General features: G+C 61.4%; 24 protein-coding genes and 1 tRNA gene. 13 read left to right on the forward strand and 12 right to left on the reverse strand.

What is annotated here, in order from left to right; genetic code table 11:
- Window positions 1-140: 140 nt before the first annotated feature.
- From FJ039_05925 to typA, 3 genes are all read right to left on the reverse strand, one after another.
- Window positions 141-638 carry a sigma-70 family RNA polymerase sigma factor gene (locus FJ039_05925; protein ID MBM4405706.1) on the reverse strand — a complete coding sequence of 166 codons (498 nt, stop codon included), beginning with the start codon at window positions 636-638 and terminating at the stop codon, window positions 141-143.
- 162 nt (window positions 639-800) lie between these two features.
- A complete protein-coding gene (locus tag FJ039_05930) occupies window positions 801-1,052 on the reverse strand; it encodes a hypothetical protein (GenBank protein ID MBM4405707.1) in 252 nt (83 codons plus the stop codon).
- 39 nt (window positions 1,053-1,091) lie between these two features.
- Window positions 1,092-2,939, reverse strand: a complete 1,848-nt coding sequence (gene typA, locus FJ039_05935) for a translational GTPase TypA (GenBank protein MBM4405708.1) — start codon at window positions 2,937-2,939, stop codon at window positions 1,092-1,094.
- Window positions 2,940-3,120: 181 nt separating this feature from the next.
- On the opposite strand from typA, the gene FJ039_05940 reads away from it, so the two are divergent.
- A tRNA-Thr gene (locus FJ039_05940) sits at window positions 3,121-3,195 on the forward strand.
- A gap of 126 nt (window positions 3,196-3,321) precedes the next feature.
- Here FJ039_05940 and FJ039_05945 read toward each other — a convergent pair.
- From FJ039_05945 to FJ039_05960, 4 genes are all read right to left on the reverse strand, one after another.
- Window positions 3,322-3,657, reverse strand: a complete 336-nt coding sequence (locus FJ039_05945) for a hypothetical protein (GenBank protein MBM4405709.1) — start codon at window positions 3,655-3,657, stop codon at window positions 3,322-3,324.
- A gap of 112 nt (window positions 3,658-3,769) precedes the next feature.
- A complete protein-coding gene (locus tag FJ039_05950) occupies window positions 3,770-4,825 on the reverse strand; it encodes an LLM class flavin-dependent oxidoreductase (GenBank protein ID MBM4405710.1) in 1,056 nt (351 codons plus the stop codon).
- Between the two features lie 45 nt (window positions 4,826-4,870).
- Window positions 4,871-5,008, reverse strand: coding sequence for an LLM class flavin-dependent oxidoreductase (locus FJ039_05955; protein ID MBM4405711.1), 138 nt, complete (start codon window positions 5,006-5,008; stop codon window positions 4,871-4,873).
- 20 nt (window positions 5,009-5,028) lie between these two features.
- Window positions 5,029-5,664, reverse strand: a complete 636-nt coding sequence (locus tag FJ039_05960; GenBank protein ID MBM4405712.1) for a DUF4389 domain-containing protein — start codon at window positions 5,662-5,664, stop codon at window positions 5,029-5,031.
- Between the two features lie 90 nt (window positions 5,665-5,754).
- On the opposite strand from FJ039_05960, the gene FJ039_05965 reads away from it, so the two are divergent.
- Window positions 5,755-7,026: an NAD(P)/FAD-dependent oxidoreductase gene (locus FJ039_05965; protein ID MBM4405713.1), complete on the forward strand. Its 1,272-nt coding sequence runs from the start codon at window positions 5,755-5,757 to the stop codon at window positions 7,024-7,026.
- Window positions 7,027-7,034: 8 nt separating this feature from the next.
- The gene (locus tag FJ039_05970; protein ID MBM4405714.1) at window positions 7,035-7,865 is read left to right on the forward strand and encodes a class I SAM-dependent methyltransferase; all 831 of its coding nucleotides are present in this window, start codon (window positions 7,035-7,037) and stop codon (window positions 7,863-7,865) included.
- A gap of 10 nt (window positions 7,866-7,875) precedes the next feature.
- Here the strand turns inward: FJ039_05970 and purQ are convergent, their stop codons facing one another.
- The 5 genes from purQ to FJ039_05995 all read right to left on the reverse strand — a co-directional run bounded on the left by purQ (window position 7,876) and on the right by FJ039_05995 (window position 10,854).
- On the reverse strand, window positions 7,876-8,574 hold the full coding sequence (gene purQ, locus FJ039_05975; GenBank protein ID MBM4405715.1) for a phosphoribosylformylglycinamidine synthase subunit PurQ: 699 nt from the start codon (window positions 8,572-8,574) through the stop codon (window positions 7,876-7,878).
- A gap of 99 nt (window positions 8,575-8,673) precedes the next feature.
- Complete coding sequence (locus FJ039_05980) at window positions 8,674-9,123, reverse strand: GatB/YqeY domain-containing protein (protein ID MBM4405716.1); 450 nt, start codon at window positions 9,121-9,123, stop codon at window positions 8,674-8,676.
- Between the two features lie 18 nt (window positions 9,124-9,141).
- On the reverse strand, window positions 9,142-9,330 hold the full coding sequence (locus tag FJ039_05985) for a 30S ribosomal protein S21 (protein MBM4405717.1): 189 nt from the start codon (window positions 9,328-9,330) through the stop codon (window positions 9,142-9,144).
- A gap of 253 nt (window positions 9,331-9,583) precedes the next feature.
- The gene (locus tag FJ039_05990) at window positions 9,584-10,300 is read right to left on the reverse strand and encodes a dienelactone hydrolase family protein (GenBank protein MBM4405718.1); all 717 of its coding nucleotides are present in this window, start codon (window positions 10,298-10,300) and stop codon (window positions 9,584-9,586) included.
- Window positions 10,301-10,464: 164 nt separating this feature from the next.
- Window positions 10,465-10,854: a hypothetical protein gene (locus tag FJ039_05995; GenBank protein ID MBM4405719.1), complete on the reverse strand. Its 390-nt coding sequence runs from the start codon at window positions 10,852-10,854 to the stop codon at window positions 10,465-10,467.
- A gap of 248 nt (window positions 10,855-11,102) precedes the next feature.
- Here FJ039_05995 and FJ039_06000 point away from each other — a divergent pair, with 248 nt between their 5' ends.
- From FJ039_06000 to FJ039_06045, 10 genes are all read left to right on the forward strand, one after another.
- The gene (locus FJ039_06000; GenBank protein MBM4405720.1) at window positions 11,103-11,786 is read left to right on the forward strand and encodes a MaoC family dehydratase; all 684 of its coding nucleotides are present in this window, start codon (window positions 11,103-11,105) and stop codon (window positions 11,784-11,786) included.
- Between the two features lie 90 nt (window positions 11,787-11,876).
- A complete protein-coding gene (locus FJ039_06005) occupies window positions 11,877-12,308 on the forward strand; it encodes a hypothetical protein (GenBank protein ID MBM4405721.1) in 432 nt (143 codons plus the stop codon).
- Between the two features lie 142 nt (window positions 12,309-12,450).
- Window positions 12,451-13,707: a CoA transferase gene (locus tag FJ039_06010; GenBank protein ID MBM4405722.1), complete on the forward strand. Its 1,257-nt coding sequence runs from the start codon at window positions 12,451-12,453 to the stop codon at window positions 13,705-13,707.
- Window positions 13,708-13,792: 85 nt separating this feature from the next.
- On the forward strand, window positions 13,793-14,092 hold the full coding sequence (locus tag FJ039_06015; GenBank protein MBM4405723.1) for a hypothetical protein: 300 nt from the start codon (window positions 13,793-13,795) through the stop codon (window positions 14,090-14,092).
- Window positions 14,089-15,297, forward strand: a complete 1,209-nt coding sequence (locus FJ039_06020) for a CoA transferase (protein ID MBM4405724.1) — start codon at window positions 14,089-14,091, stop codon at window positions 15,295-15,297. The genes FJ039_06015 and FJ039_06020 overlap by 4 nt, the downstream gene beginning before the upstream one ends.
- A gap of 25 nt (window positions 15,298-15,322) precedes the next feature.
- Entirely contained in the window at window positions 15,323-15,652 is a 330-nt protein-coding gene (locus FJ039_06025) for a hypothetical protein (protein MBM4405725.1), read from the forward strand.
- Window positions 15,653-15,748: 96 nt separating this feature from the next.
- A complete protein-coding gene (locus FJ039_06030) occupies window positions 15,749-16,876 on the forward strand; it encodes an LLM class flavin-dependent oxidoreductase (GenBank protein MBM4405726.1) in 1,128 nt (375 codons plus the stop codon).
- A 5-nt stretch (window positions 16,877-16,881) separates the two neighbouring features.
- Window positions 16,882-17,208 carry a hypothetical protein gene (locus FJ039_06035; protein ID MBM4405727.1) on the forward strand — a complete coding sequence of 109 codons (327 nt, stop codon included), beginning with the start codon at window positions 16,882-16,884 and terminating at the stop codon, window positions 17,206-17,208.
- 64 nt (window positions 17,209-17,272) lie between these two features.
- Window positions 17,273-17,941 carry a hypothetical protein gene (locus FJ039_06040; protein ID MBM4405728.1) on the forward strand — a complete coding sequence of 223 codons (669 nt, stop codon included), beginning with the start codon at window positions 17,273-17,275 and terminating at the stop codon, window positions 17,939-17,941.
- Between the two features lie 197 nt (window positions 17,942-18,138).
- Complete coding sequence (locus FJ039_06045) at window positions 18,139-21,657, forward strand: twin-arginine translocation signal domain-containing protein (GenBank protein MBM4405729.1); 3,519 nt, start codon at window positions 18,139-18,141, stop codon at window positions 21,655-21,657.
- Window positions 21,658-21,667 lie beyond the last annotated feature (10 nt).

The raw sequence follows: 21,667 nt of genomic DNA on the forward strand, positions 1-21,667 counted from the left end.
GCGGCCTCGATCAAGTGCTCCCTCGCCCTTTCCATCCATCATGGACACCTCCTTAGAGTTTGTGGCATCATGCCCCAATTCCGTGTCCAAGAAAATCCTAGGGCGGGGGAGCGCCAGGTTTTCCAGCTCGTGATGTTCCATCAGTCTGCCGACCTTATCCCCTTCGATTCCAAGGAGCTTCTCATCTTGTCCAGGGCCAATCGCGTACGGCCTTTGACGGTCCCGAGAGGGACAACCATCGCCTCTGCGATCTCGGCTTGGGTATAGCCCTGGAAGTAGGCCATCTCCAGCGTCTTCCTCTGCTCCTCCGGGAGCTCTTGCATCGCTTCCTTCAGCATCGCATGGTCCAGATTCGCGACGACCTCGTGCCACGGATCGGGCCCGGTGACCATATGGGCCGTCTCGTCTATCTCCACGTCCAAGCGCGTCTTACCCCGGCGCTGCCGGACGAAGTCTATGGCGCGGTTGCTGGTGCAGGCCAGGAGCCAGCTGCGCACATTGCCCTTGGCGCCATCGAACTTGCCTGCGTTCCGCCAGAGGTTGAGAAAGACCTCCTGCACAACGTCCTCCGCCATGCTCGCGTCGCCCAGGGTGCGCACAGCGACCGAATAGGAAACTTTCCCGTAGCGATCATAGATCTACGCCAGGGCGGAGACGTCCTGTCGCTGGATGGCCCGAAGCAGATCCTGGTCGCTTGGTATGTTCATAATCACTACGTAGGCAGAGGGGAAGACGGATGAACGCCTGTGATTATACAGAAGCGAATGGGGCAGCCGACCGCGTCGACAGAAGGGGAGAGGCTACTCCTCGTCCTTATCGTCCAGCGCCGCCCCTTCCGGCGAGTTCCGGCGCTTCACGATGAAGCAGACCTCATCGTCTTCCCAGTGCTTCTCGGCGAGCTTGCGGGCCAGGTCCCAAGCGTCCCTATACTCGTCAGGCTCGGCGTCCGACCCATCGAGCCAGAGGTAGAAGTCCTCTTCGTCCGGGTCCTTTACCTTGGCGTCCACGATGACCTGGACACCGGCGAACTCGGCTTCCACTTCGGATTTCAAGCGTGCAGCGACGCGTCGTACCTTCTGATCCATGGCAGGTCACTCTCGAGCGCCGACCTTGGCCTTATCGCGGCCGGCCCGGTAGCGCTCATCTCCAGATAATATCTTCTTCCGCAAGCGGATGGTCTGCGGCGTCACTTCCACCAGCTCATCCTCATTGATGAAGTCCAGGCACTCTTCCAGGCTCAGCTTAACGGGCGGCTCCAGCCGCACCAGGACGTCGGCTGAGGCGGCGCGCATATTCGTGAGCTTCTTCTCTTTGCAGACGTTCACGATGACGTCCTCATCCCGCGGGTGCATACCCACGATCATGCCCTCATAGACGCTGATGCCAGGCTCCCAGAAGGTTTGCCCGCGTCCCTGGGCGATGTTGAGGCCGTAGCTGGCCACGACGCCCGTCTCGTGGGCTACCAGCGCGCCCTTGCGGGAGGACTTCACTTCGCCCTCCATGCGCTGGTAGCTCTGAAAGATGCTGTTCATAACGCCCTCGCCGCGGGTGATGCGCGGGAAGATGGAGCGGAAGCCGATGAGCCCCCGCGTGGGGATCGAGTATTCCAGGTGGACATTGCCCTGGCCGTCGTTCCGCATGTCCGTCATCTTGGCAAGGCGTCCCGCCAGGTTTTCCGTCAGTGGGCCCACGTACTGCTCTTTGGTGTCAATCATCAGCAGCTCATTGGGCTCGTGGATCTTGCCGTCCACGATCTTGGTTACCGGCTCGGGCCGGGAAACCTGGAACTCGTAACCCTCCCGGCGCATGTTTTCGATGAGGATGGCCAGGTGCAGTTCGCCGCGCCCGGAGACCAGGAACTGGTCGGGGTTCTCCGCATCGTCATCCACCTTCAAGCTGACGTTGGTCTGGAGCTCCTTGAAGAGGCGCGCGCGGATCTGGCGCGTGGTGCAGTACTGCCCTTCGCGGCCTGCGAAGGTGGAGGTATTGACGCCGAAGGTCATCTTTACCGTCGGCTCGTCCATCTCGATGCGCGGCAGGGCCTCCGGCGTCTCTTGCGCCGCGATCGTATCGCCGATGGAGACGTTCTCCACCCCGGCCAGGCAAATGATTTCCCCGGCCTCGGCGGAAGGGACTTCGCGGCGCTCCAGGCCCATGTAGACCCAGAGGCGCTCGATCTTGTGGTTCGTCACCTTGCCGTCCCGATCAATGTGGGCGATGTTGTCTCCCAGGGAGACCTTGCCCCGGAAGATGCGCCCGATGCCAATCTGCCCCAGGTGATTATCATACGTCAGGGAGGCTACCAGCATCTGGAACGGCTTGTCCGGCTCCGCGGTGGGTGGCGGGATATGGTTGACGATGGCCTCAAAGACTGGCTCCATGTCCTTGGCTTCAGTCTCCAGGCTTACGGAGGCGCGGCCCTGGCGGCCGGAGGCGTAGATGATGGGGAAGTCCAGCTGGTCGGCATCCTGAGCCAGCTCAAGGAAGAGGTCTTGCACCATGCTCACCACTTCCTTGGGGCGGGCGTTCGGGCGGTCTATCTTGTTGATGACGACGACGGGCTTCAGGTGCTTGAGCAGCGCCTTCTTAAGCACGTAGGTGGTCTGCGGCATAGGCCCATCGAGGGCGTCCACCAGGAGGAGACAGCCATCGGCCATGTTCAGGACGCGCTCCACTTCGCCGCTGAAATCGGCGTGGCCGGGGGTGTCAATGATGTTGATCTTGATGCCCCGGTAGCTGATAGCGGTGTTCTTGGCCAGGATGGTGATACCGCGCTCCCGCTCCAGGGGGTTGCTGTCCATGATCAGCTCGCCCACCTGCTGGTTCTCGCGGAAGGTATGGCTCTGCTTGAGCAGGGCGTCAACCAGCGTCGTCTTCCCGTGGTCCACATGGGCGATGATGGCGACGTTGCGTATATCGGAGCGTCTTGGGGTAGTCATCACATACTCGCAAAAAAGCGCTGGTCGTTGCCAGCGCTGTAACCGCCTGACCTTTCAATAATAGCACAGCCCGCCTGGGTTGTGATGGCGCGGCATCCGGCGGTTTGGGGTGCGATGCCGATTCACGAAGTGGAGCGGCTTCGGTATAATATCCCGGTTGGCTTGCGCCGAGGCAACAGAAGCCACAGTAGCTCAGTGGTAGAGCAGCTGTTTCGTAAACAGCAGGTCGTCAGTTCGATCCTGACCTGTGGCTCCAGTTAACTCCATTCTCTCTTTAACTTAATCTGGATACCTCGTCGTTCGGATCGAACCGGCAGGTCGTCGGTAGAAGTCGCTTCGCGAGGGCCTGACCTGCGGCTCCAAAGATTCCCCAACTAGCCTTCTACGGACTTTTGATGTCCATTCCTCCGGCCAAGCAGAAGAGATTGGCCCGCAGCAGATTCTTGGTAGGCCCGGTGCCTGGGGTGATTTTGGACGAGATCCCACCCGCGATGTGGAAGCCGCCGGTCTCTACGCCTGTCCCCGGCGGCACTTTGATCTCTGCGCCGCCGAAGAGCGTCACGATGTTGATCCGTGCAGGCTTGTCTGTGGGAAATGTCGCCTGCTGCAGATCAAACTCGGCGCCGCCTGCCAAGGAAACGTGCCAGTACGTGCCGGAAAGTGCCGCTGCTCCTTTCAACGATGAGCCGCCGAACAGAGAGAAAGAAATCCCGCCCATAGTCCCCTCCTTTTGTCTGCGGACCTACTTCCAGTAGACCCAATGCTCGTGCTTTTCCCTGTGGAAGGGCAGCGTGAGGATAAGGGCAAAGACGGCCCACTTCCACGCGCCTTCAAAGGGAATCACGCCCGTTGCCATCAGCCCTACGATAACCGCCAGCGCCACCCAACCAGGACCTTTCATCGCAACCTCCTTGCCGGTTGTGCCGGAAAAATACCAAGTCTGAGAGGTTGGATGCGTGAAGTCGCAAAAGGGAGACGTGAAGAAGGCGTGAAGGTTGCGCGCCTAGGGCCTTCATCGCCTGAGGCTTCACCTGCTCCATGAACAGCCGCATGGAGCGGACGAGCTTCTCGTGGTCTACGCCGCCGGGGCCGTGCCACAGGAGGAGCCGCCGCACACCCGCCTTGGCTAGCTCCACTACCTGCTCGGCGCAGCGGTCCGGGTCGCCGTAGATAATGCGGTTCTGCCACCATTCGTCATAGTCAAAGGCCCCGCGCTGTTTGAAGCGGTCGGCCATCTGCTCGTAGGACTTGGGGGCCTTGTTGGGATCAATCGTGATGCGGTGGAGGATGTCCACGTGCCACTTGAGACCTTCGTACGGCTCTTCCTTTGAGGCCTTGTTCGTGGGCGCCACGTACATCAGCTTCATGACGACGGTTTGGTCGAGCAGGGATTCAATTTCCTGGGGCGTAGCGCCTGCTTCCACCAGGCATTGCTTGTAGATGGCGATGTCCTCCACCACGGTCTTGTTGTCATTGAATGGGCGCGCGAGGATGGCGGGCATGCGCTTCTTGGCGGCGATGATGGCGCTGTCCCTGGTGCTGCTGGCCATGAGCAGCGGAACATGGGGTTTCGAGACCGGTTTCGGGAGGACGCTGACCTCAGGGAAATGGTGGAACTTGCCCTGGTGGGAGAAGCGCTCATCCGTCCAGGCGCGAGTGAGGACGTTCAGGGTCTCATCGAAACGCTCGCGGGTGTCCTCCATAGAGACGCCGAAGACGGGGTACTGGATCGGCTGGTAGCCCCGCCCGATGCCCATGTCAAGGCGGCCGCCGGTCAGGATGTCTGTGATGGCGCCCTGCTCGGCCAGGCGCAGCGGGTGGGCGAAGGAGAGGTTGACAACGGCGATGCCGATGCGGACGCGCTTGGTGCGCCCGGCGGCGTGCATAACGAGGGCGAATGGGTCGCCGGTGAGGCAGTAGGGCGTGAAGTGCTATTCCGGGATCCAGACCTCGTCGTAGCCCATCTTCTCGGCTAGCTCCAGCCGGTCCATCTCATAGCGAAAGACGTCCGGTTCGCTGATCCACGGCGGATGCTGGAAGGTATGGTAGGTGCCGAAGCGTAGGCGCATGGCGGTCTAAACGGGGCCGGCTATTCTTCGAACCGGAAGGGCGGGTACTTGTCCGTCACGAGGAAGAAGTAGGCGCAGGCGCGGAAGGCCCACCGGTTCATGCCTAACAGGATAGGAAAGATGCCCTTGGGGTACTTCGCGGTAAACAGGACGATAAAGCCTGCGATAACCGCAAGAACCATGACGATTCCCCCAGATTGCCATCCCCATCTTCCGAAGGCAACGCCAAGACCGCCTCCAAAAAGCCCAGCGACGATGAGATGGGGAATGACGAGGAGCCATTTCACCAGGACGAGCCATCTATTCAGCGATTCCGGGTATTCAACCGTAAGCTTTGCCGGATAATCGGCAGGGCCAAGGACGAATGGAGGATATTTATCGGTGCCGAGCGCGCCATAGCCATAAAACTCGGTCCGCCATATCCAGTTCCCCAGATTTACGTGAAAATCGAAGAGCCCCCTGGGATATTTCCCGGTAAAGAGAATGGAGAACCAGGAGGCGATGAACGTGAAAACGGCGGCGATGGAGAGGATGCAGAGCACGATCCAATGCGGGATGAGGAGGAGCCATTTCACCAGCCAAAGCCACCGGGAGAGCGGCTCTTCCAGTTCGCCCGTCAGATTGACAGGATACGGGGCAGGTCTTGTCGCAGCCATGGTCCCCTCCTATGTGCGCATACCGGAAAGGTACACTCCTGTGTGGTGTCTGTCAAGGTTGCAAGCGTTCTTCCTTGACACCCCTCTCGCATGGTTGGGACAATAGCCCTCCCCATCTCCCCAGGAAGAGCCCCCATGGACTCCACCAAATATCTCCTCGCTGGCGGCGGCATCGCCGCGAATGAGGCGCTCAAGCAGATCAAAAAGCTCGACCCCACCGGCTCAGTCACCCTTATCTCGGATGAGCCCGTCCTCCCGTATGATCGTCCGCCGCTCTCCAAGTACTTCCTCCGCGGCGAGAAGCCGCGCGAGAAGCTCTTTTTCCTCCCGGAGAGCTTCTATGCGGAGAACGGTGTCACGACAATCCTTGGGAAGAAAGCCCAAAGCCTAGACGCCGCCCGCGCCACCGTCACCCTTGAGGACGAGACGACGATTCGCTACGAGAAGCTGCTCATCGCCACCGGCGGGCGTCCCGTGCCGCTCAACGTCCCCGGCGCGCACAGCAAGGGCGTCCACTACCTGCGCTCCCTTGCGGACGCGGAGGCCATCGCGGCGGAGGCCAAGCCGGGCAAACGCGCTGTCCTTGTGGGCGCGGGCTTCATCGGCATGGAGCTTGCCGCCTCCCTCGTCCAGATGGGCCTCCAGGTGACCGTCGTGGAGATGCTGCCGCATATCTGGCCCCGCTTTGCGGGCGAAGGGCTGGCCCAGTACGTCCAACGCTATTGCCAAGAGAGGGGCATCACCTTCCTCACCAGCGACTCCCTGGCGGAAATCACGGGCCAGGGGCATGTGACGGGAGTGAAGACCAAGGCGGGCAAGGAGATCGCCTGCGATATGGTCTGCGTGGGCATCGGCCTTATCCCGAACCTGGAGTTAGCGCGCTCAGGGGGCCTGAAGATTGAGAACGGTCTCGTCGTTGACGAGACGATGCACACCTCGCATCCCAACATCTATGCCGCGGGCGATATCGCCAGCTTCCCAGACCCCGTCTTCGGCAGGCAGCGGCGCGTGGAGCACTGGGGCCACGCCGAATACTCGGGCCAAGTGGCCGGGATGAACATGGCGGGCAAAGAGATGAAGTACGACCTGCTCTCCTACGTCTGGTCGGACATCTTTGACCTGCACCTGGAGTTCGCAGGCGATGAACATGAGCACGACCAGACGCTGCTCCGAGGCGATGTGGCCGCCGGGAAGTTCACGGCGCTCTATCTGAAGGGCGGCGCGCTGACGGCCTACTTCTCCATCAACACGGACGCCAAGGAGTTCCCCGTCTACCAGCGCCTTATCCGCCGGAAGAAGGACCTATCGGCCAGCTTGGACAAGCTGAAGGATACGACGTTCAACGTAAGAGGATTGCTGTAGGCGAGCCTATGGGCATAGCGAAACAGATTGCCGCAAATAAGAAAAACTGGGATGACCGTGTGCCAATTCACGTTGGGTCGACCAACTATGACCTTACTGGTTTTATCGCAGACCCTGCCCTGATACGGCCGGTCATTGAGTTTGCGAGTAAGGAGCTAGGTGACGTTCGAGGCAAGAGCCTGCTGCACCTACAGTGCCATATTGGGACTGATACGTTATCCTGGGCGCGTTTGGGGGCTGATGTTACGGGCCTCGACTTTTCTCCCAAAGCTATCGCAGCAGCTAAGAAATTAAGTCGCGAAGCGAAGACACCAGGCCGATTCGTGGTATCAGACGTCTACGCGGCGCCATCAGTCCTGCGCAAACGGTATGACGTTGTCTACACAGGTGTTGGGGCGCTCTGCTGGCTTCCAGATATCCGGAAGTGGGCTCGTGTTGTTGCCCGTTGCCTCAAGCTGGGAGGCGTGTTCTATGTTCATGATGTCCACCCCATCGCGTTGGCCGCGAGCGACAACTTAGGGCCTGAAGGCCCTCGCTTTGCTAACCCCTACTTCGAAGTGCCGAAGGCAGTGATGTACGACGACCCAAAGACATATGCCGGTGATGGAGTGCTTAAACACCCGCGCAGTTATGAATGGAACCATGGCTTAGGTGAAATGGTGACGGCGCTTATCGACGCTGGCCTGACGCTTGAATGGCTTCGAGAGCATCGAGAGCTATCGTGGGTGCGCTGGCCAGGGATGGTTGAGAAGAGACCTGGCTGGTGGGTTCTACCGAAGGGCGCTGTTGACGTTCCGCTAGAATTCTCCATAAAGGCGACGAAAGTGGTGCGGCGATAACGGGGGGTGCCTACCTCGCCGCCTTCGCGCGCTCCACGATGGACTTAAAGATGTAGACGCCATCGTGCCCACCTAGGATATCTTCGGCACAGCGCTCCGGGTGCGGCATCATGCCAAGGACGTTCCGCCCCTTATTGCAGATGCCCGCGATGTTCTCCAGGGAGCCGTTGGGGTTCGCCGAGTCTGTCAGCGCGCCCTCGGGCGTGCTGTAGCGGAAGACCACCTGGTTGCCCGCGCTCAGATCCCGCAGCGTCGCCTCGTCGGCGTAGTAGCGCCCTTCGCCGTGGGAGATCGGGATGCGCAGCACTTGGCCTTGCCTGCAGGCGCTGGTGAACGGCGTCGCCGTCGTCTCCGTGCGGAGGTGCACCCATTCACAGTGGAACTCCAGGTCCCGGTTGCGCATCAGCACTCCGGGGAGCAGGCCCGATTCACAGAGGATCTGGAAGCCGTTGCAGATGCCGATGACGAGCTTGCCCTTCGCCGCATGCTCCTCCACCGCCTTCATCACCGGGGAGAAGCGCGCGATGGCGCCGGTGCGCAAATAATCGCCGTAGGAGAAGCCGCCGGGGAGGATCACGCAGTCGAAGCGCGTGATGTCCGTATCCTTGTGCCACACGTACTCCACCGGTTCATGGAGCACGTGCTCGATGACGTGATGACAATCTCGGTCGCTCCACGTCCCTGGGAAAACCACTACGCCGAAGCGCATAGCGTCACTCCAACGCCCCGATGTCGCACCGGGACGCGCTCATTATAAGAGAAAAGCCCCGCACTTGGCGGGGCTTTCTGCGTTGCATCTGCGAACGGGCTACAGGCTCGCCAGCGTCTCCGTCACGATGGTGTTCACCATCTGGCCGTCGGCCTTGCCCTTGACCAGCGGCATCAGCTTGCCCATCACCTTGCCCTTATCGCCGGGGCCTTTCGCGCCCACCTCTTCGATGATCTTCTTCACCGCGGCCTTGATATCGTCGGCGGACATCTGCTGCGGCAGGTAGGCCTGCAGCACCTTGATCTCCGATTCTTCCTTTGTGGCGAGGTCCTGCCGGTTGCCCTTCAGGAACATCTCGATGCTCTCCCGGCGTTGTTTCACCAGGCGCGCGATGATCTCCTCAACCTGGGCATCGGTAAGGGCGCTGCCTTGCTTGACCTCGGCCATCGTGGCGGCCGTTTTGACGTGCCGGATCGTGTCCATGCGCGTCTGATCGCGGGCGCGCATGGCATCCTTCAGGTCAGCGTCAAGCCGTTGGAGGAGGCTCATAGAAGGTGAGCGGAGAGCTTAGGCGTTCTTCTGCCGGGAGCTCTTGCGGCGCTTGGCCGCCTCTTTCTTCTTCCTCACAACGCTGGGTGGCTCATAGTGTTCACGACGGCGGGCCTCTGCGAGGATGCCGTCCTGTTGTACTTTCCGGTTGAATCTCTTGAGGAGACTTTCGAAGGTCTCGTCTGGGGCGAGTCGAACTTCGACCATGACAGTCACCCCCTTTCGCACGTGCATTTAGGGACAGAAAAATCCCTAGCGAAGGAGTACAGGGGACGATTTAGTATAGGCGAAGTCCGCTTCAGGTGTCAACCCTGGAGCGGCATGCGGAAACGAGCAGCGGATCACTTCTGTTGTCCTTCTGTTGAGACCAGCATGCCAGCGACTGGACATAATGCACGGCGCGTCGCCAAGACACTTCTACGCACGACCAAACGGCGGTCTAGGCCAGGTGTTTTCTGAACTAGCCGAGGGTGCGCTTCCAGGCGTCCTCGGCGGCCTCCCGGTTGTAGGCCTGGAGGCGCGCATCGCAGGCAAAGGCATGGCCCACGCCGGGGTAGATCTTGAAATCGTGGACCTTACCCAGCCGCCTCAGGTCAGCCTCCACCTGGCGCACGTCGGCCGGCGTAAGGTTCGCGTCCGTCTCGCCGAAGCAGCCCAGCACCGGCGCGGTGAGCAGCTCCGCATAGCGGTGCGGCGATATGGGTCGCTGAAGCGTCGTCTCCCTGGCCACGATGCTGCCTGAGTAATAGACGGCGGCGGCCTTGATATCCCGATTCAGGCAGGCGGCCAGCCAGGAGAGCGTCCCTCCCATGCAGTAGCCTGTGCAGGCGATCCTATCGGCCCGGGCCTTGGAAAGGGTCTTGATATAGTCCAGTGCGATGCGGGTATCGGCGTTCGTCTGCGCATCCACCAGCCCGTTCAAGGTCGGCATGACGCGCGGGTCGCCCATCTGAAATGTGGTCTCCCTACCGGCGCGGTAGTACATATTGGGCATGACGGCCACAAAGCCCTCTGACGCGAAGCGCTGGGCCGCGCTCTTCATCCAAGCGTCCAGGCCCAGGCCGTGCATGAAGATGAGCACTACAGAGTACGTCCCGTAGTCCTTCGGCTCCGCGATGTAGGTCTGCATCGGCGCGCCGTCGCCGGGAATGTCCACCATGCGTGTTGTGACGTCCATCGCTCAGCCTCCCTCGGGGAAATTGCCGACATGATACCAGGCGGGACAACCGCATCCGGGGAGGCTTGTAGAGGGCGGGGCGAAGTCGGCTGCGATTGGACCTGTGGAGGGACAAAGAATCGGGCACGTGACGCCGTGCGCCTCGGGCATCTGTGGCGCGTGGTCTACCCCGCCAGGAGCTTCCGCACCTCTGCGTGCGCCAGCACCACGTGCGGCTCCCGCTGGATCGCCACGAAGTAGCTCCGGCCGAAGCCGTCGCCCTCCTCCGTCGGCGTCAGCAACGATCGCGTGTAGACCAGCACCTTGTGCGCGGCGGAGGCGGTGTTCTCCTCCTCCGATTCCAGGAGCTCGTCTATCCGCACGATGAGCGCCGAGATCTGCCGCAGCCAGGCGAACCACTCATCGCCGACGACGAGCCGGAAGAACTCGCCGTTCGTCTTGATGCGCCCGAAGGTGCGCTCGTAGGCGGCGCGCTCATCGTCCAGCAGCATCTTGTGGAGGTGGAGCAGCCTTTCCCGCAGGGTGGACAGGCGTTCGCGCGCATCTGGAGACATCGGCCCGCTTGGGACCGGGGGTTGCTCAGCCATAGCGAATCAATTGTAGCCGAAGGGCCGGGATAGGTTCTCTTTTGGGCGGGGGAGGCTCAGAGCGGCGAAAGACTGCCCACGGCCTTTGCGATAAGCCCTAAGACCGCCAGCGGCAGCGCTAATGGCAGCATCACAAAGCAGCCTAGGCGGTCCAGGTGGGTGTTCAGCGAACGGTGTCTCTTGCTCATGGAAGATCCCTTGAACATGTGGAGGGCATGACTTCGTATATGCCCTTGGCACTATGCCATAGGCGGCTCTCCGCGGCTAGTCGCATAGACCGGCGAGCGGCGCCCTCTATAGCGCAGCACACTACGCCCTTGCGAAGGTTTGTCCGTTGCCTCGCCCTATGCGCCTGTGTATCATGTGGCGCGTTCAAGACTCCTTCCCCTGGAGGATGCATGGGTAACAAGGTCATCACCAAAGATGCGGAGGCGCTCATCGGCGTTGAGTCCGCCCCCATCAAGACCGAAATCGAAAAGCACGATATCCAGAAGTTTGCGCAGGCCATCGCCTGGCCCAACAAGCCGAACCCTCTCTACTACGATGAAGAGCACGGCAAAAAGTCCAAGTATGGCTCCATCATCGCGCCCCCCAGCTTCGTCACCAGCATGAAGTGGCTGGGCCAGACGGTGGAGCGTGTCAACCCCACCATGGGCAAGTATCGAGTGGGCATGAACGGCGGCAACGAGTACGAGATGTATAAGCCTATCAAGCCGGGCGACGTCCTCACCGCTCGCGGGAAGCTCTCCAGCCTCAAGGAGTCGCCTAGGGACGATGGCGGTGTGATGCTCATCCTTGGCTTCGAGGGCGACTTCATAGATCAAAAGGGAGAGAAGGTCGCCACCGCCCGCCAGACCCTTCTCCGCATCTACGGCCCCGACCAGGTCCGCAAGGAATAACTAATGATGTAGAGGGCGACCACGCGTGGTCGCCCTCTATAAAGAATCATAGTCGCCCGCTTGAGAAACATAACGCCACAGAGGTTACCAATGGCAAAAGTCTATTTCGAAGATGTCCAAGTCGGCCAGGAGCTGCCTTCCTATACGATCAAGGCTGGGTACATGGAGCTCAACCGTTTCGCCGGCGCGAACGATGAGCTGATTCCCATCCATATGGATCCTGACTACGCTAAGAACGTCGCCAAGCTGCCCGATGTCATCGTCATGGGCAACCTTAAGCTCGCCTATATGTGCAACGTCCTCACCAATTGGGGTGGCGACGACCTCTGGGTGCGGAAGCTGGAAGTCTCCTACCGCAAGATGGATGTGGTGAACGAAACGCTGACGGCCAAGGCCGTAGTGAAGGCCAAGAGGACAGAGGGCCACGACCACCTGGTTGACCTTGATCTGTGGGTAGAGAACGGTAAAGGCGAAAAGACAGCCCCCGGCAGAGCCGTCGTGGCGCTTCCCGCCAGAGTGTAAACGCAGATAGCGCGTTGCACGCTCGTTCAAACTGCTATGTGCGAACACGCTTGATTAGATGAGCGAAATGCCTATCCCCTCTCAGGGAAGGGGTTAGGTCGAATCAAGTTCCTCCTTATCCCATCTGCTACACTACGCCACTATGTCGCCTGCTCAAGATATGCCGAGCCTCCTGGCCCCCTATCGCGTCCTCGATCTGACGGACCTGAAAGGCCATCTGTGCGGCAAGGTCCTCGCCGAGATGGGCGCCGACGTCGTGAAGATCGAGCCTCCCGGCGGCGACTCCGCCCGCGACCTCGGCCCCTTCATTGATGACATCCCCGATCGCAACCGCAGTCTCTATTGGTGCGCCTATAACCTCAGCAAGCGCGGCATCACGCTCAACCTGGAAACGGCGGACGGCCGCGACCTCTTCCGTCGCCTCGTCGCCAAGGCCGATTTCGTTCTCGAATCCTTCAAGCCGGGCTATCTTGACCGCCTGGGCTTGGGCTATGACTCCCTGCGCAAGATCAAGAAGGACATCGTCCTCACCTCCATCACGCCCTTCGGCCAGACCGGGCCGTACAAGAACTATGAGGCCTCAGACCTCATCCTGATGGGCATGGGCGGCTTCATGTCGGAGAACGGGTACCATGATTCACCGCCCATTCGCATGAGCCAGGATCAGGCCTACAACCACGGCGGCATCTACGGCGCGGCGGCGAGCCTGGCCGCCCACTACGACCGTGTGAAGTCGGGCGAAGGTCAGCATATTGATGTCTGCATCCAAGAGGCCCTCGCTCTCATGTTCGATCCGCCGATGCAAGAGTGGATCATGAACAAGAAGGAAGGGACCAACCGCGTCGGCGCCAAGATGATACGCGGCAAGATCCTCATGCGCCTCGTCTGGCCCTGCAAGGACGGCTTCGTCACCTGGCGGCTCTTCACCGGAGGAGCGGTGGGCCGTCGCACCCACCTCATCATTGACTGGGCGGAAGAGGATGGCCAGCACACCGGCCTCAAGGGGACCAAGTGGGAAGACATAGACATGCTGGATATCACCCAGCCCCAGCTGGACAAGTGGGACGAAGTCTTCAGCGAGTTCTTCATGCGCCACACCAAGGAGCAGCTGGTGGAAGGCTCCCTCAAGCGCCACATGATGATCTACCCCGTGAACACGATCAAAGACGCCCTCGCCCATCGCCACTTGAAGGCGCGCGAATTCTGGGTGGACGTGGAACACCCCGAGCTTGGGCGCGCGTTGAGGTATCCCGGCCCCTATTGGAAGGTCCACGGCGCGCCCTGGGGCACCCGTGGCCGCGCCCCCCTGGTGGGCGAGCACAACGATGAGATATACCTGAAGGATCTCGGCCTGACCAAGGACGAGCTGATCTCTCTAGCGGAAGCGGGCGTTATCTGATGCGAAGGGCATATCTTGAACCTAGGCTTACAGCATTGCACCCCATTCCTTCTCAAGAAAGTGGTGGGGGATTAGGTCGCTCGCGATGAAATACCTCCTCCTCACCAAGCACCGCGGCGCCTTCAGCGAACTGCCCCTCGGGAAAGTCCGCGCCGCCAAGGCCTACATAGACGCCCGACGTAAGCGCGGCGTCATAGAGGCCATCTACGTCTTCCCCGGCGGTGGAGGCATCACCATCTTCAACGCCGCCTCCCACAAGGCATTGATGGACGACCTCACCTCCTATCCCCTCTTCAACTGGGTCGAGTTTGAAGTGCGCCCCTTGGTGGAAGTGGACGACTACTTCGCCAAGGCCCTCGGCGCCGGAAAGAGGGCCCGCCCATGAAACGCCTCCTCTCCGATGTGAAAGTCCTCGATTTCTCCTGGATGATCGCCGGGCCCTTCGCCACCAAGTTCCTCTCCGACAATGGCGCGGCAGTGGTGAAGGTCGAGACGGTGAAGCGCCAAGACGTCATGCGCCACTTCCAGCCTTACCGGGACAACAAGCCCGGCACCAACCGCAGCGGCGTCTGGGCCGCGATGAACTCCGGCAAGTTCAGCATGGCGCTGAACATGGGCTCTCCCAAGGGGCGAGAGATCGCCATGAAGCTCGCCGCCTGGGCCGATGTTGTGATCGAGAACTACGCCCCCGGCACCATGCAGGAATGGGGCTTCACCTATGAGAACTTCAAGAAGGTGAACGAGGACATCATCATGATCAGCATGTCCTCCCTGGGGCAGACCGGGCCCTTCGCCCACTACCACGGCCTGGGCTTTCACCTCCAGGGCTTCGCCGGCTTCAACCAGATCACCGGGTTCCCGGATAAAGAGCCCTTCGGCAGCATAGCCTACACAGACTTCACGGCGCCGCCCTTCGCCGTCACCGCCGTCCTTGGCGCACTGGATTACCGCCGCCGGACGGGCAAGGGCCTTTACATAGATAACTCCCAGGTAGAAGCCTCCATGCACTTCTTAGGCCCTACCCTTCTTGAGGGCACCGTCAACAACCGCGATAGCGTGCGCAACGGCAACTATTCCAACTATGCCGCCCCGCACAATGCCTACAGGTGCAAAGGCGATGACCGCTGGTGCGCCATCGCCGTCTTCACCGATGCTCACTGGAACGGCCTCCTTCAGGCCATGGGCGACCCTGCCTGGAGCAAGCAAGAGAAATTCGCCACTCTCTTGGGCCGCCTGGAGCACCTCAAGGAGCTTGACGCGCACATTGAAGCGTGGACCGGTGGGCGCTCCCCGGAGCAGATCATGCAGACGCTGCAGGCCTTAGGCGTCCCTGCCGGCGTGGTCAACGATGGCCGCCGTCTTGTGGAGGACCCGAACTTTGCCGCCCGAAGCTTCTTCCAGACATTCGATCACCCGGAGATAGGCAAAGCCGTCACCCGGCGCTCGCCTGTCACCTACTCCAACGCCGATACGTCCGTTCCCCGGGGTGCCCCCGTCCTTGGCCAGGACACCGAGTACGTCTGCACCCAGATCCTCAAGATGTCAGACGAAGAGTGGCTCGGCCTCATGGAGTCCGGCGTCCTGGCGTAGCGGGTTCCCCGGCCCCGTATTTCCAGTGTCCCCGGCTGCGCAATCGTCCCTGGCGCCCAGCCAGCCCTCCGGGCTGATCCGCGTGAAGGTGCGCGGCTTTGCCGGGCGCTACCTTGCCGTGAAGCGCACGCCCATGGGGATCGTCATCGAGACGAGCTCGCCGACGGGCAAGTTCGCCAAGACGCCTGATGGGCCCTTTACCTCAGAGTCGCTGCATCTGGATATCCCCGTCTCTCAGAGCGAGGCGACCTTCTACTACCAGGACAGCACAGAGGGCAAGCTCAAGCTGAGCGCCCGCGTCCGAGGCCGCCTCTGGAAGATGGGCCGCCAGAAGGCCACCATCGCCAAGCAGTAGGCCGCGCATCGGCCCTCCCGCAGTCGCCGCCCTTTGCGTTGTTCGCCGCCGCTTGCTAGAGTAGCGCCGTCCGCCAGACTCGCCGGGGAGGCGCACGTGAAGATAGACCTGCTGTACGAGATCCAGATGCCCGAGCCGCAGCCCGGGCCGGACGCCGAGTATCGCAAGTTCTGGGAGACCATCCAACAGGCGGAGCTTGCCGATAAGATGGGCTTTGACACCATCTGGTTAGTCGAGCACCACTTCCTCAAGGAGTTCTCCCACTCCTCCGCGCCCGAAGTCATCCTGGGCAACCTGGCGGCTCGCACCAACAACATCCGCCTGGGCCACGGCGTGACGCTCCTGCCCCGGCGCTTCAACCACCCGGTGCGCGTGGCCGAGCGTGTCGCCACCCTGGACATCATCAGCAACGGCCGCGTGGAGTTCGGCACCGGGCGCTCCAGCCCCCGGGAGAACGAGGGCTTTGGGATGAACGCCGATGAGTCGCGCCAGCAGTGGCAGGAGGCGGTGCGCATCATTCCCCAGATGTGGCAGAAGGACCCCTTCTCCTATGAGGGGCGCTACTTCAACATCCCCGAGCGCTCCATCGTGCCGAAGCCCCTGCAGAAGCCCCACCCCAGGATGTGGGTGGCCTCCACCGGGCCGGAAAGCTGGGAGCTTGCCGGCAAGAACGGGCTGGGCGTGCTCGGGATGACGCTCCTGACCGGGGTGGAAGAGCTCCAGCGGCGGATGAAGAACTACTACAAGGCCATCGAGACCTGCGACCCGGCGGGGGCCTTCGTCAACAACGAGGTGGGCGTCTTCACCATCGTCCACTGCGCCGAGAGCCACAAGCAGGCCTATGCCAACGGCGGCGGCGACGGCGCGATGTACTACATCAACTACGCCGCCCGGGGCTTCGCGGCCCTGGAGCAGATGGGGCAGACGGAGACGGCCGCCTACCAGGACATCCTGACGCGGCATCCGCTCATCCAGAAGATCGCGCGCAAAGAGGTCAGTGTGGAGGAGCTGGACGCCCAGGACATGATCATCATCGGCGACCCGGACCACTGCATCGAGAAGATCGAGAACTATGAGAAAGCCGGCTTCCAGCGGCTCCTCTGCCTGATGCAGGTGGGCCACATCAAGCATGAGCACATCATGCGCTCCCTGGAGCTCTTCGGCGAGAAGGTCATCCCGCACTTCAAGGCCAAGGAGCGCCGCCAGCCGGTGAAGAAGGCGTAACCCATATGATCTATGTGGTGGACGAGATCACGCTCAAGCCCGGGAGGCTGCGCGCCTTCAACGCCGCCTTCGCGAAGGACTACCTGCCCAGGGCCAAGGAGCGGGGGCTGGCGCTCATCGGCTCGTGGGTCACCCCGCCCATGGAGATGAAGGGAGAGGGCAACACGGTGGTTGTCCTCTGGGGGATAGACGGCCTGGACGGCTTTTGGCGGCAGCGCAAGGGCGTCAGCCAGGACCCGGCCGTCAAGGCCTGGTGGGCGAAGGTGGCCCCCTCCATCGCCTCGCGGTCGCGCCGCTTCCTGGAGGCGACGGACTTTTCGCCCCTGCAATAGGGGCGCTCGGTTCCCTGCCTCGTGCCCGCTTCCATTATTGCTGCGTTGCTGTACCATATCGCCCATGCACGTCTACCTTCAGGAGCGCGTGGACATCGCCCCGGGGCAGGTTGAGGCCTACTACGCCCAGCTGGATAAGGGCGCCCGCCGCCTGAACGATATGATCCCCCGGTGCATGGGGCTCTTCCACACGGTGGGCGCCACCGGCAAGTGGCACGAGGTCTACTTCCTCTGGGAGTTCGACGACTGGGCGCAGTACGCCAAGGTGATGGAGCGCTACCCCGGCCCAGGTGGCATCGTCTCCTGGGCCGACCCGGATTGGAAGCTGCGCACCGGCGGCTCGTCCATCACCATGGAGCCGGGCTTCTTCTGCCCCACGCTCCATGACCTCCAGGCCCAGGGGCTCCAGGCCCGCGTCTTCATGCACGAATATATCCGCGTCCTCCCCGGCAGGCGCAACGACTACCTGAACCACTACCACGATAATTTCCTGGAGGCGACCCAGCGTGTAGGGCGCCAGCTGGTCGGCGTCTGGTCCATGATCGGCAACGCCAACGACGTCGTCATCCTCCTGGCGATCAAAGACTGGGCCGCCTACGCCAAAGGGATGGCCATCCGGAAGGCAGACCCGGTCCGCAAGACCTGGCAAGCCACCTCGTCCAGCTACCGCTCGGACTATGATCTGCGGCTCCTGACTCCAGGCCCCCTTTCGTTCAACCCCCTCGCCTGGTAAAGCCTGACCGGCCCTACCTAGGCTGCTCTGGTGTAACCAGACCGGTGGGATTGCGCAAACCAGCGCTCGTGCTTATTTTCACAGGTTTTTCACGGTCTCCACGTTTAGGTTCACAGCTTCTTCACAAGGCCTGCTTAGGCTTCGGTTAGCTGGTCACCGTACAGGACATCACATCCAGTCATCGAAATGAGGTCCTAATGAGCAGCACAGAGGAAGAAGGCAAACCCAGCGGTATCACTCGACGACGATTCTTGAAGGCTACCGGAGCCCTTGCCCTCGGCGCAGGGGCGCTGCAGATCACGTCGTCGCTCCGCCTGGAACCGGCTCTCGCGTCACGGACCCTGATCCCGCTCACTCAGGAAACCAACCCGCTCGCGGCATACGCCAACCGTGCCTGGGAAACGGTGTACCGCGATCAATACGCCTATGACTCCTCCTTCACCTGGATCTGCTCGCCGAATGACACGCATGCCTGTCGTTTGCGCTCTTTTGTGAAAGATGGGGTCGTGCTGCGGACGGAGCAGAACTACGATTCCGGCAATGTGAGCGACCTTTACGGCAACAAGGCTACCGCCGCGTGGAATCCGCGCGGGTGCAGCAAGGGATTCACGATGCACCGCCGGGTCTATGGGCCGTACCGCCTCAAGTATCCAACGATACGCAAGGGCTGGAAGCAATGGGCCGACGATGGATTCCCGTCTCTCTCGGACAACGCCGCCCTTCGAGATACCTATAAGTTCAACTCCAGAGGCACAGACACCTTTGTGCGCGTCACCTGGGATGAAGCCTTCAGCTACATCGCCAGGGCGATGCGGGCGGTCGCCGGGACGTATAGCGGCTCTCGGGGACAGAGCCGTCTGCGGAATGATGGCTATCAGCCGGAGATGGTGGAGGAGATGCAGGGCGCGGGCACGCGGACGATGAAGCTGCGTGGCGGCATGGGTCTTACCGGCGTCATCGGGAAGTACGGCCTCTACCGGATGTCCAACCTTTTGGCGGTCCTCGATGCCCACGTGCGCGGCGTGAGCCCGGGGCAAGCCTTGGGCGGCCGCAACTGGTCCAACTACACCTGGCATGGCGACCAGGCCCCCGGGCAGCCGTTCGTCCACGGACTGCAGGCCTCGGACTGCGATTTCAACGACCTGCGCTATTCGAAGCTGCACATCCAGGTAGGCAAGAACCTCGTGGAAAACAAGATGCCGGAGAGCCACTTCTTCGTCGAAATCATGGAGCGCGGCGCGAAGATCGTGGTGATCTCCCCAGAGTACAGCCCCCCGACCACAAAGGCGGACTACTGGATCTCCGCCCGTCCGGGCATATCTGATACCGCCATCTTTCTCTGCGTGTCCAAGATCATCATGGAGAACCGCTGGTACGACGAGGCGTTCGTCAAGCAATTCACCGATCTCCCTCTCTTGGTGCGCACGGACACGCTGAAACGGCTGCAAGCCGGTGATGTGTTCCCCGACTACAAACTCGGCCTTCGCCCTGACGGCCCGAGCTTCGAGGTCCAGCACCTCAAACAGGACCAGTATGAAAGGCTCGGCGACTATGTGGTGCGCGACCGGGGGACACTGAAGCCCGTGACCCGCGACCATGTTGGCGCGCGCATGATGCAAGCAGGCATAGATCCGGAACTGGAGTGGCAGGGGACCGTCCGTCTCCGTGATGGAACGTCGGTGCAGGTGATGACACTGTGGGAGCTGTACAAGATACACCTCAAGGATTACGACCTTGGCACCGTCGCGGAGATCACCGGCTCCCCCAGGGACCTCATCGAGCGGCTCGCCAAGGACATCGCCACGATCAAGCCGGTGGCGATCCACGTGGGGGAAGGCGTCAACCATTACTTCCACGCCACGTTGCACAACCGGGCCACGTTCCTCCCGCTCATGCTGACCGGCAATGTGGGGAAGCCCGGCGCCGGCTGTTTCCCATGGGCCGGCAACTACAAGGCCGCCCTGTTCCAGAGCGCCCCGTGGTCGGGCCCCGGATTCAAGGGGTATATCGCCGAGGACCCGTTCGACCCGGAGTTGAATCCGGCCGCATCAGGCGCCGCTGTACGGGTCCGCGCCTACACCAAAGACGAGGAGCCGGCCTACTGGGATCATGGCGACCAGGCGCTCATCGTGGATACGCCGAGGTACGGACGACGCAACTTCACCGGCAAGACCCACATGCCGACCCCCACCAAGTTCCTCTGGTTCACGAATGTGAACCTGATCAATAACGCCAAGTGGGCCTATGGCGTGGTGAAGAACGTCAACCCCAAGATTGACGTTATCATCAACCAGGATATCGAGATGACGTCCTCCGGGGAGTACGCGGATATCAACCTTCCGGCCAACTCCTGGCTGGAGTTCCAGACGCTGGAAGTCACCGCCTCTTGCTCCAACCCATTCCTTCAGATCTGGGGCGGTGGAGGCCTCAAGCCGCTCTACGATACGAAGGACGACGTGGCGATCCTGGCGGGGGTGGCGCAGGAGCTGGCACGGCAGCTTAACGACCGCCGGTTTGCGGATTATTGGAGATTCGCCATCGAGGGCAAGCCGGAGGTCTACATCCAACGGCTGTTGGACGGTTCGACGACCACGTCGGGCTATAAGGTGAGCGACATCATGGCTGGGAGGTACGGCGTGCCGGGCGCGGCGCTGATGCTTTTCCGCACCTACCCAAGGCAGCCGTTCTACGAGCAGATCGCGGAGAACCAGCCCTTCTACACGGATACCGGGCGCCTGAACGCCTATACCGATATCCCGGAAGCCATCACCGCGGGCGAGAACTTCATCGTGCACCGGGAAGGGCCGGAAGCAACCCCGTATCTCCCGAATGTGATCATCTCCACGAACCCCTACGTCCGCCCGGACAACTTCGGCGTAACTCCGGAGATGCTGCAGCGCGCGGTGCTGGACGCCGATCTTCGCACCATCGCCAACAACAAGATGTCATGGGCCGAGGCGAAGCGAACGGTCAACCCGCTTTGGCGGCAGGGTTTCTCTTTCTACGCCCTCACCCCCAAGGGCCGCCACCGGGTCCATTCACAGTGGAGCGCCGAAGACTGGCATCAAGCGTGGGAATCCAACTTCAGCGATCAGTTCCGCACCGATAAGCGGCTGCCGGGCGTCACCGAACATCAGCTCCACATCCATCCTCAGGCGGCAAAGGACCTGGGCATCCAGGACGGCGACTACGTGTATGTTGACGCCAACCCGGCAGACCGCCCGTATCTCAACGCCGACCCGAAGGACCCGTTCTACAAAGTGGCGCGCCTCATGCTCCGAGTCCGCTTCAATCCGGCGTATCCCTACCAGGTTGTCATGATGAAGCATTCGCCGTTCATGGCGACGGAAAAGAGCGTGCTGGCCCATGAGACACGCGCCGACGGCCGGGCCCTCTCCCACGACACCGGGTATCAGGCCAACCTGCGGTATGGCTCGCATCAGAGCATCACCCGGGACTGGTCCATGCCCATGCACCAGACAGACACGCTCTTTCACAAGAAAAAGGTCGAGATGGCCTTCATGTTCGGAGGCGAAGCGGACAACCACGCTGTCAACACTGTTCCCAAGGAGACCCTGGTGCGGATCACCAAGGCTGAACCGGGAGGGATCGGCGGCGTGGGCGTGTGGGAGCCTGGAAGAAGCGGCGTAACCCCTGGCAACGAGAACGCCACAATGCAGCGGTACCTCCAGGGTGACATCACCCGGGTGACATAAGGACGGCCAT

This window comes from Chloroflexota bacterium, assembly GCA_016875535.1.
In the GTDB taxonomy this organism is placed as follows: domain Bacteria; phylum Chloroflexota; class Dehalococcoidia; order SHYB01; family SHYB01; genus VGPF01.